This window comes from Nevskia soli DSM 19509 (assembly GCF_000711955.1).
In the GTDB taxonomy this organism is placed as follows: Bacteria; Pseudomonadota; Gammaproteobacteria; order Nevskiales; family Nevskiaceae; genus Nevskia; species Nevskia soli.
On sequence record NZ_JONR01000049.1, the window covers coordinates 17501 to 32245 of the forward strand.

10 protein-coding genes and 2 rRNA genes (1 of these 12 running past the window's edge) are annotated in these 14745 nt (G+C 63.3%); 7 read left to right on the forward strand and 5 right to left on the reverse strand.

Features of this window, described 5'->3' with window-relative positions; translation table 11 throughout:
* The 5 genes from BP26_RS0120100 to BP26_RS0120120 form a co-directional block, all read left to right on the forward strand.
* Positions 1-1667: ribosomal RNA gene (locus BP26_RS0120100) — 23S ribosomal RNA — on the forward strand; it begins 1200 nt to the left of the window's first position.
* Positions 1668-1792: 125 nt separating this feature from the next.
* Positions 1793-1907: ribosomal RNA gene (gene rrf / locus BP26_RS0120105) — 5S ribosomal RNA — on the forward strand.
* Between the two features lie 201 nt (positions 1908-2108).
* Complete coding sequence (locus BP26_RS0120110) at positions 2109-2378, forward strand: hypothetical protein (protein ID WP_157572662.1); 270 nt, start codon at positions 2109-2111, stop codon at positions 2376-2378.
* The gene (locus BP26_RS0120115; protein ID WP_029922354.1) at positions 2375-4528 is read left to right on the forward strand and encodes a phosphocholine-specific phospholipase C; all 2154 of its coding nucleotides are present in this window, start codon (positions 2375-2377) and stop codon (positions 4526-4528) included. The genes BP26_RS0120110 and BP26_RS0120115 overlap by 4 nt, the downstream gene beginning before the upstream one ends.
* A gap of 250 nt (positions 4529-4778) precedes the next feature.
* Positions 4779-6125 carry a DPP IV N-terminal domain-containing protein gene (locus BP26_RS0120120; protein WP_051749214.1) on the forward strand — a complete coding sequence of 449 codons (1347 nt, stop codon included), beginning with the start codon at positions 4779-4781 and terminating at the stop codon, positions 6123-6125.
* A 367-nt stretch (positions 6126-6492) separates the two neighbouring features.
* Here BP26_RS0120120 and BP26_RS0120125 read toward each other — a convergent pair whose 3' ends face one another.
* A complete protein-coding gene (locus BP26_RS0120125) occupies positions 6493-6753 on the reverse strand; it encodes a DUF4404 family protein (RefSeq protein WP_084183271.1) in 261 nt (86 codons plus the stop codon).
* A 177-nt stretch (positions 6754-6930) separates the two neighbouring features.
* Between BP26_RS0120125 and BP26_RS27885 the strand changes: the two genes are divergently transcribed.
* Positions 6931-7932: a 2OG-Fe(II) oxygenase gene (locus BP26_RS27885; protein WP_051749215.1), complete on the forward strand. Its 1002-nt coding sequence runs from the start codon at positions 6931-6933 to the stop codon at positions 7930-7932.
* 51 nt (positions 7933-7983) lie between these two features.
* Here the strand turns inward: BP26_RS27885 and BP26_RS0120135 are convergent, their stop codons facing one another.
* From BP26_RS0120135 to BP26_RS0120145, 3 genes are all read right to left on the reverse strand, one after another.
* Positions 7984-8985 carry an IS30 family transposase gene (locus tag BP26_RS0120135; protein WP_029922358.1) on the reverse strand — a complete coding sequence of 334 codons (1002 nt, stop codon included), beginning with the start codon at positions 8983-8985 and terminating at the stop codon, positions 7984-7986.
* Positions 8986-9264: 279 nt separating this feature from the next.
* Positions 9265-10833 carry a SulP family inorganic anion transporter gene (locus BP26_RS30945; RefSeq protein ID WP_029922359.1) on the reverse strand — a complete coding sequence of 523 codons (1569 nt, stop codon included), beginning with the start codon at positions 10831-10833 and terminating at the stop codon, positions 9265-9267.
* A gap of 416 nt (positions 10834-11249) precedes the next feature.
* Positions 11250-11792 carry a DUF3455 domain-containing protein gene (locus BP26_RS0120145; protein WP_051749216.1) on the reverse strand — a complete coding sequence of 181 codons (543 nt, stop codon included), beginning with the start codon at positions 11790-11792 and terminating at the stop codon, positions 11250-11252.
* A 393-nt stretch (positions 11793-12185) separates the two neighbouring features.
* Here BP26_RS0120145 and BP26_RS0120150 point away from each other — a divergent pair, with 393 nt between their 5' ends.
* Complete coding sequence (locus BP26_RS0120150) at positions 12186-12959, forward strand: BPSS1780 family membrane protein (RefSeq protein WP_051749217.1); 774 nt, start codon at positions 12186-12188, stop codon at positions 12957-12959.
* A 462-nt stretch (positions 12960-13421) separates the two neighbouring features.
* On the opposite strand, the gene BP26_RS0120155 is transcribed toward BP26_RS0120150, so the two are convergent.
* Positions 13422-14264, reverse strand: coding sequence for an alpha/beta fold hydrolase (locus BP26_RS0120155; protein ID WP_029922362.1), 843 nt, complete (start codon positions 14262-14264; stop codon positions 13422-13424).
* Positions 14265-14745 lie beyond the last annotated feature (481 nt).

Sequence of the window (14745 nt, forward strand, 5' to 3'; positions counted from 1 at the left end):
GAGGTATCAGAAGTGCGAATGCTGACATGAGTAACGACAATGCAGGTGAAAAACCTGCACGCCGTAAGCCCAAGGTTTCCTGCGCAACGATTTTCGGCGCAGGGTAAGTCGGATCCTAAGGCGAGGCCGAAAGGCGTAGTCGATGGCAAACAGGCTAATATTCCTGTACTTCCTTAGCTGCGATGGGGGGACGGAGAAGGTTAGGTCAGCCGGCTGTTGGATGCCGGTTTAAGCGTGTAGGTAGATCCCTTAGGCAAATCCGGGGGGTCAATACCGAGACGTGACGACGAGGTCCTTATGGACCGAAGTGATTAAGACCCCGCTCCCAAGAAAAGCCCCTAAGCTTCAGGCAAAAGGAATCCGTACCCTAAACCGACACAGGTGGGCGAGGAGAGTATCCTAAGGCGTTTGAGAGAACTCGGGAGAAGGAACTCGGCAAATTAGTACCGTAACTTCGGGATAAGGTACGCCCTATGTACGTGTAAGCCTTCGCGGCTGAAGCGGAATAGGGTCGCAGTTAAGAGGGGGTTGCGACTGTTTATCAAAAACACAGCACTCTGCAAACACGAAAGTGGACGTATAGGGTGTGACTCCTGCCCGGTGCTGGAAGGTTAATTGATGGGGTCAGCCGCAAGGCGAAGCTCTTGATCGAAGCCCCAGTAAACGGCGGCCGTAACTATAACGGTCCTAAGGTAGCGAAATTCCTTGTCGGGTAAGTTCCGACCTGCACGAATGGAGTAACGATAGCCCCACTGTCTCCTTCCGAGACTCAGTGAAATTGAAATCGCTGTGACGATGCAGTGTTCCCGCGGCAAGACGGAAAGACCCCGTGAACCTTCACTACAACTTTACACTGGATTTTGAGTTTATTTGTGTAGGATAGGTGGGAGGCTTTGAAGTCAGGACGCTAGTTCTGATGGAGCCAACCTTGAAATACCACCCTGATAAACTCGGAGTTCTAACCTCGATCGGTATATCCCGGTCAGGGACATTGTATGGTGGGTAGTTTGACTGGGGCGGTCTCCTCCCAAAGAGTAACGGAGGAGTGCGAAGGTGACCTCAGCGCGGTCGGAAATCGCGCAGTGAGTGCATAGGCATAAGGTCGCTTGACTGCAAGACAAACAAGTCGAGCAGGTACGAAAGTAGGTCTAAGTGATCCGGTGGTTCTGTATGGAAGGGCCATCGCTCAACGGATAAAAGGTACTCCGGGGATAACAGGCTGATACTGCCCAAGAGTCCATATCGACGGCAGTGTTTGGCACCTCGATGTCGGCTCATCACATCCTGGGGCTGTAGCAGGTCCCAAGGGTCTGGCTGTTCGCCAGTTAAAGTGGTACGCGAGCTGGGTTCAGAACGTCGTGAGACAGTTCGGTCCCTATCTGCCGTGGGCGTTCGAGATTTGAGAGGAGTTGACCTTAGTACGAGAGGACCGGGTTGAACGTATCTCTGGTGTTCCGGTTGTCACGCCAGTGGCATCGCCGGGTAGCTAAATACGGACGGGATAACCGCTGAAAGCATCTAAGCGGGAAGCCCACCTCGAGATGAGATCTCGCGCAGATTTAATCTGCCTTAAGAGCCCTTGTAGACCACAAGGTTGATAGGCGCGGTGTGGAAGTGCAGCGATGCACGTAGCTAACGCGTACTAATTGCTCGTGAGGCTTGACCATATAACACTCAAGCATTTTTAGCTGTTAAGTATCTGAGGCTTTGAGAACAAGGCTTTGAGTTATACTTTGTTTGACTACAACCCAATTCGGAGTGACGAGCGTAGCTCGGCATTCCAGTCAGTTTGCCTGGCGGCCATAGCGAGTTGGCACCACCGGTTCCCATCCCGAACACCGAAGTGAAACGACTCAGCGCCGATGGTAGTGTAGCGATGACTATGCGAGAGTAGGACACTGCCAGGCTCTAAACACGGAACAACCCCCCGACGAAAGTCGGGGGGTTTTTTCGTTTGTGCGTTCGGAAAATCAGCTCCGATGCACCAGCAATCCCATCGTCATCAAGCCGTGATTCATCCGTCATTCGACTGAAGCAGTCGCCACTTACGCTTCCCCGCTTTGACTGCGCCAGGCGCAGCCATCGCCAACAACGGGGAGCATAAAAAGGTGACCACCACACATCGAGCCGGTCTCAGCCGGCGCAGCCCTGCAACCGCAACGGCGCTCTTCGCGCTTCTCGCGCTCAGCGCCTGCGGCAGCAGCACCGCGCCGGCCAACAACAGCGGCTCCGGCAACACCACGCCGCCGCCCTCCAACCCGCCGCCGGCCAGCGCCCTGCACTGCGCCCCCGAACCCGTTCTCGGCGCCGCCGCCGCGGCGGGCGTAGCCAACCCCCAAATGGCCTGCGCCGCCCAGCCGGAGGCGCGCCGCTCATGAGCCCGCTCGATCGCCGTCACTTCCTCAAGCTCGCCGGCAGCGCCGCCCTCGGCGCCACGCTTCCCGCCAGCATCCGCCGCGCCCTCGCCATCCCCGCCAACAACCTCACCGGTACCATCAAGGACGTCGAACACGTCGTCATCCTGATGCAGGAAAACCGCTCCTTCGATCACTACTTCGGCACCCTGCCGGGCGTGCGCGGCTTCGGCGATCGCATGACCATCCCGCTGCCGGACGGCCGCAGCGTCTGGCAGCAGGAGCTGGATGAATCCGGGAGCTCCCGCATCCTCCTGCCGTACCACCTCGACATGAGCAAGGGCAACGCCCAGCGCGTCAACGGCACCCCGCACGGCTGGGGCGATGCGCACAACGCCTGGGACAACGGCCGCCTCGGCAAATGGCCCACCTATAAAGAGCCGCAGTCCATGGGCTACTACATGGAAGCCGAGCTGCCCTTCCAGTTCGCATTGGCCAATGCCTTCACCGTCTGCGATGCCTACCACTGCGGCATCCACAGCAGCACCAATCCCAACCGCCTGTTCCACTGGACCGGCACCAACGATCCCACCGGTGCGAACGGCGGCCCCGCCATCACCAACCAGTTCGACTCGCTCGATGCCTCCAGCGAGGGCTACACCTGGACGACCTACCCCGAGCGCCTCGAAGCCGCCGGCGTCACCTGGAAGCTCTACCAGAACCTCCCCAACAACTTCACCGACAACCCCCTGGCCGGCTTCAAGGCCTACCGCCAGGCCAACGAAAAACACGGCAACCAGTCCAGCGGCTTTCCGTACACGCCCTACAAGGATTCCGACAACGCCGGCAATCCGCTCTACAAAGGCATCGCCAACACCCTGCCCGGCGGCAACACCCTGAATCCCGACATGCTCCAGGGCTTCAGCCGGGACGTGGCCAACGGCAAACTGCCCCAGGTCTCCTGGATCGTCGCGCCCGACACCTACTCCGAACACCCCGGTCCTTCGAGCCCCATCCAGGGCGCCTGGTACATCCAGCAAGTGCTCGACGCCCTTACCGCCAACCCGGACGTGTGGAGCAAGACCGTCCTCATCGTGAACTTCGACGAGAACGACGGTTTCTTCGACCACGCCCCCGCGCCCTGCATCCCGGCCAGGAATCCGGACGGCAGCACCGCCGGCATGAGCACCATCGACACCAGCGGCGAAACCCACACCGACGGCCTCATCTACGGCCCCGGCCCGCGCGTCCCCATGTACGCCGTCTCGCCGTGGAGCCGCGGCGGCTGGGTCTGCAGTGAAACCTTCAGTCACACCTCCGTCCTGCGCTTCCTCGAAGCCCGCTTCGGCGTGCGCGAAGACAACATCAGCCCCTGGCGCCGCGCCATCTGCGGCGACCTCACCTCCGCCTTCAACTTCGTCAACCCCAACGACGGCATGCTCTCCCCGCTGCCCACGCAGACCAAGCTCCAGGCCGACACCGTCCGCGCCAGCCAGGAAGCCAAGCCGCAAGTGCCGCAGCCCAGCGAAGCCGACCAGACCACCCCGGTGCAACCCGCCGGCACCAAGTTCTCCCGCGCGCTGCCCTACGAGCTGCACGCAACGTCTCGCGCCGATACCGCCGCCAACCAGCTCGACATCCTCTTCGCGAATACCGGCAGCGTCGCCGCCGTCTTCCACGTCTACGACAAGCTCCACCTCGACCGCATCCCGCGCCGCTACGGCATCGAGCCCGGCAAGACCCTGCAGGACACCTGGGATCTCACCGCCGATAACGGCCAGTACGATCTGTGGGTGCTGTCGCACAACGGCTGGCACCGCCACTTCACCGGCGACGCCAGCATCCTGCGCAACGGCGCCGATCCCGAAGTGCGCGTCTGCTACGACCCCGTCAACGGCGCCGTGCATCTGGACCTGCACAACCACGGCAGCGCCACCGCCCACTACTTCATCAAGGACAACGCCTACTACGGCCACGCCGACTGGACCATCGACGTCGCCCCCGGCGACACCCAGACCATGCAGTGGCCGCTCGTCACCAGCTTCCTCTGGTACGACTTCACCGCCACCCTCGTCGACGCCGCCGGCGGCTTCACCCGCCGCTTCGCCGGCCGCATCGAAACCGGCAAATCCTCGGTTTCCGATCCCGCCATGGGCAGCACCCCCGCGCAATAGCGGGGCCAGTAGCGGGCCAATTCATGGAGCAGGGTAGTGGCGGCCAAAGCCGCCGCCACCGTGTGAAAGTGGCCGCAATCGGCCCGCTGCAAAGCGAGCCGTGCCGCAAGCCAATGTAACGGCCGCGAACTCCCGCCGCCGCCGCATTGTCTATCCTTGCACGAAGATCGCGCGGGGCCCGATGGAGGCTGCGCTTGGCAGACGCCCGCTCAGGGCACACACCAGGATCCGATAACTGGAGAAAATCCCGATGCGTCGCGTCCCCACCGGCTTTGTCCTGCTCGCGCTCAGCGCCTGCCAGGCCTCGCCCCAGCAGCCCGAAACCCCGCCGTCCGCAACCGCCTCCGTCCCCGTCGCCCGCTGCCAGGCCAGCTCCGGCGGCCACTGCATCGCCGTCGTCGCCGTCGGCAAGCCGGATTCTCCCCTGGCCGACGCCCGCGCCGTCACCGAGCGCGACCTGCTCCACAGCGGCCCCTACACCGCCCTCGACGCCCAGTCCTTCCCCGAAAAGCCGGACTGGACCCAGCCCCTGCACTACGCCCAGTGGAAAGCCCTCGGCGTCGACTACGTCATCCTCCAGGGCCCCGCCGACAGCGCCCCCGGCCTGCAAACCGTCGGCACCAGTCCCGGCGCCAACCCGAGTGCGTTGCATCTGCGCATCGCCGACATCCGCCAGGAAAAAATCACCTGGCTCACCAACCTGCCGCTGCCGCCCGGCGGCAACGTCACCCTCGCCGGGCATCAGTCGTCAGATCTGATCCTCCAGCAACTCACCGGCATCCGCGGCGTCGCCGCCACCTCCATCGCCTACGTCGCCGTCGCCCAGCCCGGCCGCAACGCCAGCTACAAACTCCTCGTCAGCAACGTCGACGGCGAAGACGAAAAAGTTATCGCCGAATCGCGTGATCCCCTCATGTCCCCCGCCTGGTCACCGGATGCAAAACGCATCGCCTACGGCGGCTACGACGCCGGCCGTTCCGCCGTCTACGTGCACGACCTGGAAACTGGCAAGACCACCCGCCTCATCAGCGAGAAAGGCATCAACGGCTCACCCGCCTGGTCCCCGGACGGCAAGACCCTCGCCCTCACCCTCTCCTTCGGCCGCAACCCGGACATCTACTTCATCGACATCGCCAGCGGCACCCGCCGCCGCATCACCACCGACGCCGGCATCGAAACCGAAGTCAGCTGGTCTCCGGACGGCAGGAGCATCGCCTTCACCTCCGACCGCGGCGGCGTCGCCCGCGTTTACACCATGTCCGTCGACGGCGGCACCGCCAGGCAACTCCCCGCCTACGGCAAGCAAACCTCGAATCCCAGCTACTCACCGGACGGTAAAAGCATCGCCGTCGTCGTAGACCAGGGCCGCGACTCCCGCATCGGCCTCTACAATCTCGACTCAGGTTCTTTCGAATTCATCAGCGGCGGCCCCCGCGACGAAAAGCCAAGCTTCGCCCCCAACGGCGCCATGCTCGTCTACGCCGCCGAAGACGCCCGCCGCGGCCAGCTAAAAATCCGCGCGTTGGGCGGAGTCCTCCGCCAACTCCACGCCGACGAAGACGTCCGCGAACCCGCCTGGTCCCCGTACCGTAATTAAGAGGGTAGGGCGGCCTGTGGCCGCCATCTTCGCCCTGCGAACGTAACGTCGGGCGGGTCAGCGACCCGCCGTTCACCGCGTCAAGCCATCATCACACTGCGCAAAACGTAGGCCGGATCAAGCAAGGCGGATCCAACACCGCACAAAAGCCAAGGCATTGCGCCCCGCTTTTCATGAGCCTTCAAGAAAACCCCGTTCGTCCCGAGTGAATCGCGAAGCGATTCGTATCGAGGGACGGGCCAGACCGGAACCCATCCTCCAGCGTCATTCCCGCGAAGGCGCGAATCCAGTTTTGGCGAACTATGCACCTGGGCGGGATTCAATCAATTCCAAAACCAGCAGCACCAACAACAAAGCACGGCAGCCCCTACCCCAAAGCCGCCGCAATCTCCCCCAGATAAGCCGTCAACTTCGGATGCTCCACCTCGAACCGCCTTACCGCATCCGAAATGTTCGCCACCAGCGGCTCGCGCTCCTGCGCCGCATCACTCCCGCTTACATGCCCCTCGATATCCGCAATCAGCTGCTCGATATGCTGCCGCGCCACTACATCGCCGGATTTCAGCCGCCCCAGCTCCTCGCGCAGCCGCACCAGCGCCGTATCCAGCTTCCCGTTTTCCATTGCCATATCTCCTCAAGCGCCTTCCATCGTAGCGGACCAGTTCGCCTGGTGCCGCCCAGTCCAGCCCCAAGCATACATCCCGCCCATTCACCCCCGCTCCCCGCAACCCGCCCAGTCCAGCCCCAAGCCCCGCCGCGCCCGCTATCATGCAACCACACCACGCGGGGATAGGGCAGCGGGAAAGTGCGCAGTCTCGAACAAATCGAACAGGCAGCCGCAAGCGGCGACCCCGCCGCCACCGCCGAGCTTGGCTCCCGCCTGCTCGGCGGCGAGCGCGGCCGGGCGCATCAGCAGCGCGGTGCGGAACTCATCACCGCCGCCGCCGAAAAAGGCAGCGGTGAAGCTGAAGCCCTGCGCGCCATGATGGCCGGCGCCGGCGTCTTCCGCCTGCAGAACTGGGAGCAGGCCCTCGACCACCTCCAGCGCGCCGCCGAGCTCGGCTGGAAGCAGGCCCAGGCCCAGCTTGCCCTCCTGAGCGCCGACCGCGACCTGGCCACGCAAGCCAGCGCCGCCACACCTCCGGACGCGAGCATCTGGGCCCGGCTGCGCCGCACCGTCGACATCGCCGCCTGGATCAAGGCCCCGCCCAAGCAATCCCTCAGCGACGCCCCCAGGATCCGCAAGGTCGAACACTTCCTGCCTGCCGGCGTCTGCAACTGGCTGATCATGCGCGGCCGCAGCAAACTCCAGCGCGCCCGCGTCTACGCCGAAGACGGCGGCGCCCGCATCGACGCGTCACGCACCAACAGCGAGACCGACTTCAACATCGTCGAGTCCGATCTCGTCATGCTCCTCATCCGCGCCCGCATCGCCAACGTCACCGGCCTGCCTCCCGCCGTGATGGAGCTGACCAAGGTCCTGCACTACCAGGTCGGCCAGCAGTTCGCCCCCCACTACGATTTCATCGACCCCGCAGCCCCCGGCTTCACCGAAGAACTCGCCCTGCGCGGCCAGCGCATCGCCACCCTGCTGGTCTATCTCAACGACGACTACCAGGGCGGCGAAACCGACTTCCCCCAACTCGGCCTGCGCTACAAGGGCCGCAAGGGCGACGCCCTCCTCTTCGCCAACGTAGACACCAACCAGCAACCCGACCCCCGCACCCTCCACGCCGGCCTCCCGCCCACGCAGGGCGAGAAGTGGCTGCTGTCGCAGTGGCTGCGCGATCGTTCGCCGGCGGAATAGGGGCAAGCGGAAAATGGAAGCAGGCTGAGAAGCGCCTCTCTCCCTTCCTCGTCATTCCCGCGAAGGCGGGAAGCTGGATTCACATTCCAAATGCAACACCTGAGAGAAGACCTGAGCGGGTGTTTTGAAGCCCAGACACTTTCGAGGAGTGTGATTGTAAAGGCGGGCGAGGAGTTGGATCTGATCATTGGAGATCGTTTCCAGATCGGTTTTGCGCGGCAGCCTGCGGCGAAGCCTGCCGATGGCATTCTCCACGCCACCCTTTTGCCAGGGTGCATGAGGATCACAGAAGAAAGTCTCAATGCCCAAAGGCTTTCGTAGTGTGTGATGGAGCGCGAATTCGGTGCCGTTGTCGAAAGTCAGGGTGCGACGCAGGGCGGCGGGCAGCGGCGCGAGTAAATCCTGGATGGCACAAGCCACCGGGGCTGCGGCCTTGCCAGCTTGGCGGACCACGACGGTCAGTCGGGTCGTGCGCTCATGCAAAGTCAGGATGGCCTGGCCATGGCGGCCGAAGAGCATCAGATCAGCCTCCCAGTGACCCGGGTGGACCCGATCGCCTGCTTCAGCCGGGCGCTGGGCAATGGAGACACGCTCGCGGATATGCAGCGCCGAGCTGCCACCGCGACGGCCCCGGAAGCCGCGTTTGCTCTTGGCCCGTGGCAAATACAACCGCCAGGAATAATCCTTGGTCCGGGCAATCTGACCCGCAATGAAGCGATAAATGGATTCGTGGCTGATGCGCATACCGGACTGCGCCAGGGCAGCCGACACCTGCTCGGGTGACCAGCCCCATCTCAGCTGCTCCAGCACCGCCGCCTGCAACGCCGTATCCCGCAGCATCCGGCACCCGCGCCAGCGGCGCCCCTGGGCCTGCTCGGTGGCATACACCGGCTTGTACTCGTCCACACCGCCGTTGCGCTTCAACTCCCGCGATACGCTCGACGGCGCGCAACCCACAGCTGCAGCGATTTGCCGGATCGATTCACCGGCTTGGCGCCGCCGGGCAATCTCGCAGCGGTCTTCCAGATTGAATTGCTTGAACTTTTGTCCCATCGCAACACCTCCAACATAGGGTGTTGCATTTCGTTTGTGAATTCAGCGAATCCAGTTCGACGACTTCAGAAAAGTGCGCGCAAGAAGAATCCAGGTAATCCCCAAGTTGTCATCCCCCGACTACAACTTCGGGGGCAGGCTCTGAGCGCAGCGAAGGATCTGGCCTCGACATGTCCGGTTTGGCCATCCTCCGCTCAGAGCTAACAGTAGGGCGGCCTGTGGCCGCCGAAACTCACAATCCCTGATGCCCCCGCGCCGGCCAGCACCGCACCACGCCCGCTAAGCCTCGTCCTCAACCACACCCTCCACCGGCACCGTCACCCACCGCGCCAAGCCAAAGCACGCGCCCATCACCAGATAAGCAATCGCCCAAGGCCAGGCCGGCGCCAAGCGCAACACCGTATCCGCCGGCGTCCACTGATAAGAGTGCAACAGCCCCACCGCCGATAGCGCGGAAGCCGCCAGGCACCACGCCGCCGCACGCATGAACTGCCGCTCGATCACCGCCACCGTCATCGCCGAAAGAATCATCGCGCTCAAAATGAAGCCCTGCTCCAGGCGCAGCGCTCCATCGATCCAGATATCCGAATTGCCAAACGTCTCGATCAGGTCCACCGAGAACGGCGTCCCGCCCGGTATCCCCGCACCCGCCGCATGCAGCCCCGCCTTCGCCATGAAGGCACTCCACCCCGCCAGCCCCGGCAGCAAGCCCATCACCACCGCCGGCGCATGCGCGCGCGGTACCGCCTGGAACGCCTGTGCCGCAATCACGATCCCGATCCACAACACAATCGCCATCCCCGCATCGATCGGCACCGCCCACGCAATCAGCGACAGCGTCCCCGTGAAACAGATCAGGCTCATGAACGCCCCGTTCAACACCGAGTATCCCGCCCGCGCCCCCATCGCCTTCCATCCCGGATGCCCGATGTAGAGGGTCGTCGGAAAGCAGGAACCGAACGCCGCCGCCGCCACGCAGCCCAGCCCGTTCACCGCCAGCGAACTGCGCGTCGAATAACTGTCTCCCGCCGCCTGCGCCGACTCGATGTTCTGCAAAGAGCCGATCACATTGAACAACCCCATCGGCAGAATCACCGAGAAATACGTCAGCCAGTAATCCCCCCGCAGCGCCGTAAACAGCTCCCCCAACACCGGCACCGGCAAATGCACACTCACCCCGCCCGGCGACCCGGCAGGCGCCAGCCCCGTAGCCCAGGCAAACCCAGTCCCCAGCACCACCGCCACCAACCCACCCGGCAAGCCGAAGCGAAACCGCACCCGCCCGAAATACACCAGCAGAATGATCGCCAGCGTCCCCAGCCCGATGATCGGCTGCGCATAAGTCCGCAGCAGAAATCCCAGCGCGATGAACGTCATCGCAATGCCAGCCAAGGTGGAGAGCAGCGCCGCCCGCGGCGTCGACTTGCGGATCCGCTCCGCCACCAGGCTCCCCACCAACTCGATCACCCCCGCCCCGAAACAAGCCACCAACCCCGCATGCCAAGCCACCCGCGCCGGATCCGCAGCCCCCGCCGCCTGCGCCGCCAGCTTCGCCGGCAGCATCACCAGAAACACATACGCAAACAGCGAAACCGTATTGATCCCGTAGGGCAGGGCGCATACGTCGGTGCGGTTCTCCCGCCGCGCCAACTGCCGCGCCTGCCACGCATAAAACAGATTCCCCACCAGCAGCGAAACCGCCGCCCCCGGCAACACCCGCCCAAACACCAGCTCCGCCGGAAACCCAAGCACCCCCAGGCACAGCGAAGACAACACCAGCAACTGCACCAGGTTATCCAGCGCCAAGCCAAAGAACCCGTCGATATCCCCACGTACAAACCAGCGCATACCGGCTCCCGATCCTGTGTCCGTCATCCAGTGCGGCTTTGTCATCCCGAGCGAAGCGAAGGATCTGGCCGCGACATTCCACAGCCAGACCCCGTCCATTCAAAACCAACAGTAGGGCGGCCTGTGGCCGCCGAATCTAACAATCTCGAATGCACCATCCGCGCCAGCCCGCACCGCTTTCATCAGCTAGGCAAAAAGGTCCGTTCGCCCCGAGTGCCCGCGAAGCGGGTGTGTTTTGCCGAATGTCCCGAGTGAATCGCGAAGCGATTCGTATCGAGGGAGGGGCCAAGACGACACTATCCGCACAAACCGGCTTTCATCAGCCCAACAAAAAACCCCGTTCGTCCCGAGTGAATCGCGAAGCGATTTGTATCGAGGGACGGCCCAGCCCCGCACTCGCCATCAACCCGCTTTAATCAAATCCCCGAAGCCGGCCTCACCGCATAAAAGTAATAAGCCGCCTTATAAGCCACCCGCAACTCCGCCCCCACATGCCCCCCATCACACCCATCCGGCGGCGCCTTCCCCGCCACCGTAAACAGCCGCTGCACATACGTCACCGAGCTGAAAATCCCATCCCCGGCATGTGACTTCGCCGCCAGCAGCAACCACGGAATCGCCGTCGCATCCGTCCCCGCGTCCTTCGCCTTCACCTCACCCACCACCTTGCTCCCATCCAGCGTCTCCCAGGTGGGCCCCGCGTAATGCTTCCCCACCTGGTTGCCGGACGCGTCATACAGCGTCGCCTCCGGCGCCAGCAGCGTCCACTCGTACTTCGCCGCATCCAAAGCCTTGCACTGGTAGATCTGAAACCCGCTCGCCTGCGTCTTCATCATCAACACCTGCCCATCCGGCACCTTCAGCGAATCCGGAATCGTCATCGGCGGCGCCACCGTCATATCCGCACAACCCGCCAGCGCCGCACCGGCAACAACCGTCAAAGCAAACTGCTTCATCATGAGCCACTCCTTGGATCAGACAACCATGTCAGGGGAATGCAGCGCAGCCTATGGCGCCTAGTGTCCGCCCACGGCGCCATGCCGCGCCAGCGGGGAAGGGCGAGGCCGTTTACGATTGCCTGCGCCTTGAGGTGAGTGCCGTACTCGGGAAAGTCGGCTGCAAGTGCGGGTTTTTTCTTCTCTCGCAATCAGCATAAAAGCCCGTTCGTCCCGAGTGAATCGCGAAGCGATTCGTATCGAGGGACGAGGCCAGCGCACCGCCCGCCCCATCGTCATTCCAGCAAAAGCCGGAACCCAGTGCCCGGCAATCGCGCCGCAAAGAAGCGCATACCGCCACCACACCCCCCAACCCAGGCATACTCAAGCCCAGGCCACCCGGAAAAGACCCGTCCAATGACCCCCACCGGCACCACGGCACCCCAACTCCGCCAGGTCGAAACCAGCCGCGCCTGGCCCTGGTTCACCGAAGCCTACGACCTCTTCCGCCAGGCCCCCGGCACCTGGATCGGCATGCTCCTCATCTACATCATCATCAACATGGCCGCCTCCGCCGTCCACGGCGGCTCCATCCTCACCACCCTCTTCAGCCCCGTCTTCAGCGCCGGCCTCATCCTCGCCGCCCATCACCAGGCCAGCGGCGACGGCGTAAAAGTCGAGCACCTCTTCGCCGGCTTCAGCGGCGGCCAGCTCGGCGACCTCATCATCCTCGCCCTCCTCAACCTCGCCGCCTTCCTCGTCCTCGGCATCGTCGGCGTCCTCATCGCCTTCCTCGGCATGGGCCTGGCCCCCGACAAACTCATCGACATGGACGCGCTCTTCGAAAACCTTCTGCCCATCCTCCTCGTCGTCCTCATCCTCATCGGCCTCTACATCCCCGTCCTCATGGGCATGTGGCTCTCCCCGGCCCTCATCGTCCTGCACAAACTCAGCCCCGTCGAAGCCTTCAAGACCAGCTTCAAGGCCTGCACCCTCAACTTCATGCCCCTGCTCGTCTACGGCCTCATCGCCATCCCCATCGCCATCGCCGCCACCATCCCGTTCTTCCTCGGTTGGCTCATCGCCGCCCCCATCTTCACCATCACCATCTACACCGCCTACCGTGACATGTTCCCACCCGCGCCAAACTTCGACGCCACCCAACCCATCCCCGTGCCGCCCCCGCTCTAGGCAGGCAAGCCGCAGCGAATCACGCGCACACCGTTCCCACCGTCATTTCCGCGCAGGCGGAAATCCAGTTCTAGAAAACTTGGAATGAACGCAGTGAACCACGACCTCGGGTTAGCCCGTAGGGTGCAATAAGCCTGTCCCGAGTGCGTTGCGAAGCAACGTGTATCGAGGGGCGAAGCGCATTGCACCTTCTTTCCGCCGCAGGCGGAACGCATCAAATCCGGCAACGAAGCGTCATACAACGACAACCACGCGCTCCATCAATCCGAACAATCGAACAATCGAACAATCGAACAATCGAACAATCGTAGGGCGGCCCATGGCCGCCGGCCGTAAACCCCTCAAAGCCAAGCAGGCGAGGGAAGAACACCCAATTCCCCCTCTCCCCATGAACATGTGGAGAGGGCCGGGGTGAGGGGCCGCGCACTCAACTCATGCGCCGCCACAAGCATCACGAGACACCTACCCCAAATGCCGCCTCAAAAACCCACTAACCGCCGCATTGAACACATCATTCTTATCCCCCGCCACCATATGCCCCGCCCCCGCCACATCCACCAACTCACACCCCGGAATCGCCCGCTGCAAAGCCGCGGCCGCCTCCTCACTCACGATATCGCTCATCGCCCCCCGCACCAGCAACGTCGGCACCCGCACCCCCCGCGTCGCCGCCTCCAGCTGCGCCTGGTACTCCTCCGGATCGAGCCGGAACTCCGGCGCCAGGAACTTCGGATCCCAGTGCCAGTACAGCCGCCCATCCGCCCGCAAGCGCAAATTCTTCATCAGCCCCGAGTGATCCGTCGTGCGCGGCCGGTGCGGGTTATAAGCCGACACCGCCTCCGCCGCCTCATCCAGGTTCGCAAACCCCTCCGGATTCGAACCCATGAAGCGAACGATATTCCCCACCCCCGCAGGGTCCGGCCGCGGCACGATATCCACCAGCACCAGCGCACTCGCCGCCGGCACAGAGCCAGTCCCCACCACCAGCAAAGAAGTCCCGCCCCCCAGAGAAGCCCCGATCAAAGCCGGCCGCTTCTCCAGCGTCCCCATGATCGCCCGCAAATCAGCCGCGAACGCATCCAGCCGATAATTCCCATCCTCCGCCCAAGCGCTGTCACCGTGACCGCGCGCATCCGGGCAAATCACAAAATACCCCTCCGCCACCAACTCCCGTGCCGCCCGCCCCCACGCATGCCGCGTCTGCCCACCCCCATGCAACAGAATCACCGGCTGCGCAGACGGCTCCCCACCCACCGCCGCCGCAAGCTTGATCCCGCCAAATCCCGTGTAGTGACGCAGTTGCATCGATAGGTATCCCAACTACGTTCTCGTCATTCCCACAAAAGCCGGCCCCCAACGTCATTCCGGCGAAAGCCGGAATCCAGGGTTGCGAAATGCCTCACGTCAATCGAGGCCAAAGCCAGCACCAAGCCCAGCCGTAAATCTCAAACCCAACAAACCACCTCCGTTCGTCCCGAGTGAATCGCAAAGCGATTCGTATCGAGGGATGAACCAGCGCCACACTCAAAGCAACCCCGCCGTTAACCCCCTCTCCCTCCGACCAGAGGGAGTCCCTTGTGTGGGACGGGAGAGGGGCAGGGGTGAGGGACGCACCTTCAACCTGCGCCAAAGAGGGCCAGCACCCGTACGGCAGCCCCACGCCCGCCGCCGTAAACCTAAAAGCCAACAAACCACCCCCGTTCGTCCCGAGTGAATCGCAAAGCGATTCGTATCGAGGGATGAACCAGCACCGCACTCAAAGCAACCCCGCCGTTAACCCCCTCCC

What these genes read in the sequence shown, in the direction of transcription:
- BP26_RS0120115 (WP_029922354.1), top strand. Translation starts at nt 2,375, where the DNA reads ATGAGCCCGCTCGATCGCCGTCACTTCCTCAAGCTCGCCGGCAGCGCC.
- BP26_RS0120120 (WP_051749214.1), top strand. Translation starts at nt 4,779, where the DNA reads ATGCGTCGCGTCCCCACCGGCTTTGTCCTGCTCGCGCTCAGCGCCTGC.
- BP26_RS0120125 (WP_084183271.1), bottom strand. Translation starts at nt 6,753, where the DNA reads ATGGCAATGGAAAACGGGAAGCTGGATACGGCGCTGGTGCGGCTGCGC.
- BP26_RS0120135 (WP_029922358.1), bottom strand. Translation starts at nt 8,985, where the DNA reads ATGGGACAAAAGTTCAAGCAATTCAATCTGGAAGACCGCTGCGAGATT.
- BP26_RS30945 (WP_029922359.1), bottom strand. Translation starts at nt 10,833, where the DNA reads ATGCGCTGGTTTGTACGTGGGGATATCGACGGGTTCTTTGGCTTGGCG.
- BP26_RS0120145 (WP_051749216.1), bottom strand. Translation starts at nt 11,792, where the DNA reads ATGATGAAGCAGTTTGCTTTGACGGTTGTTGCCGGTGCGGCGCTGGCG.
- BP26_RS0120150 (WP_051749217.1), top strand. Translation starts at nt 12,186, where the DNA reads ATGACCCCCACCGGCACCACGGCACCCCAACTCCGCCAGGTCGAAACC.
- BP26_RS0120155 (WP_029922362.1), bottom strand. Translation starts at nt 14,264, where the DNA reads ATGCAACTGCGTCACTACACGGGATTTGGCGGGATCAAGCTTGCGGCG.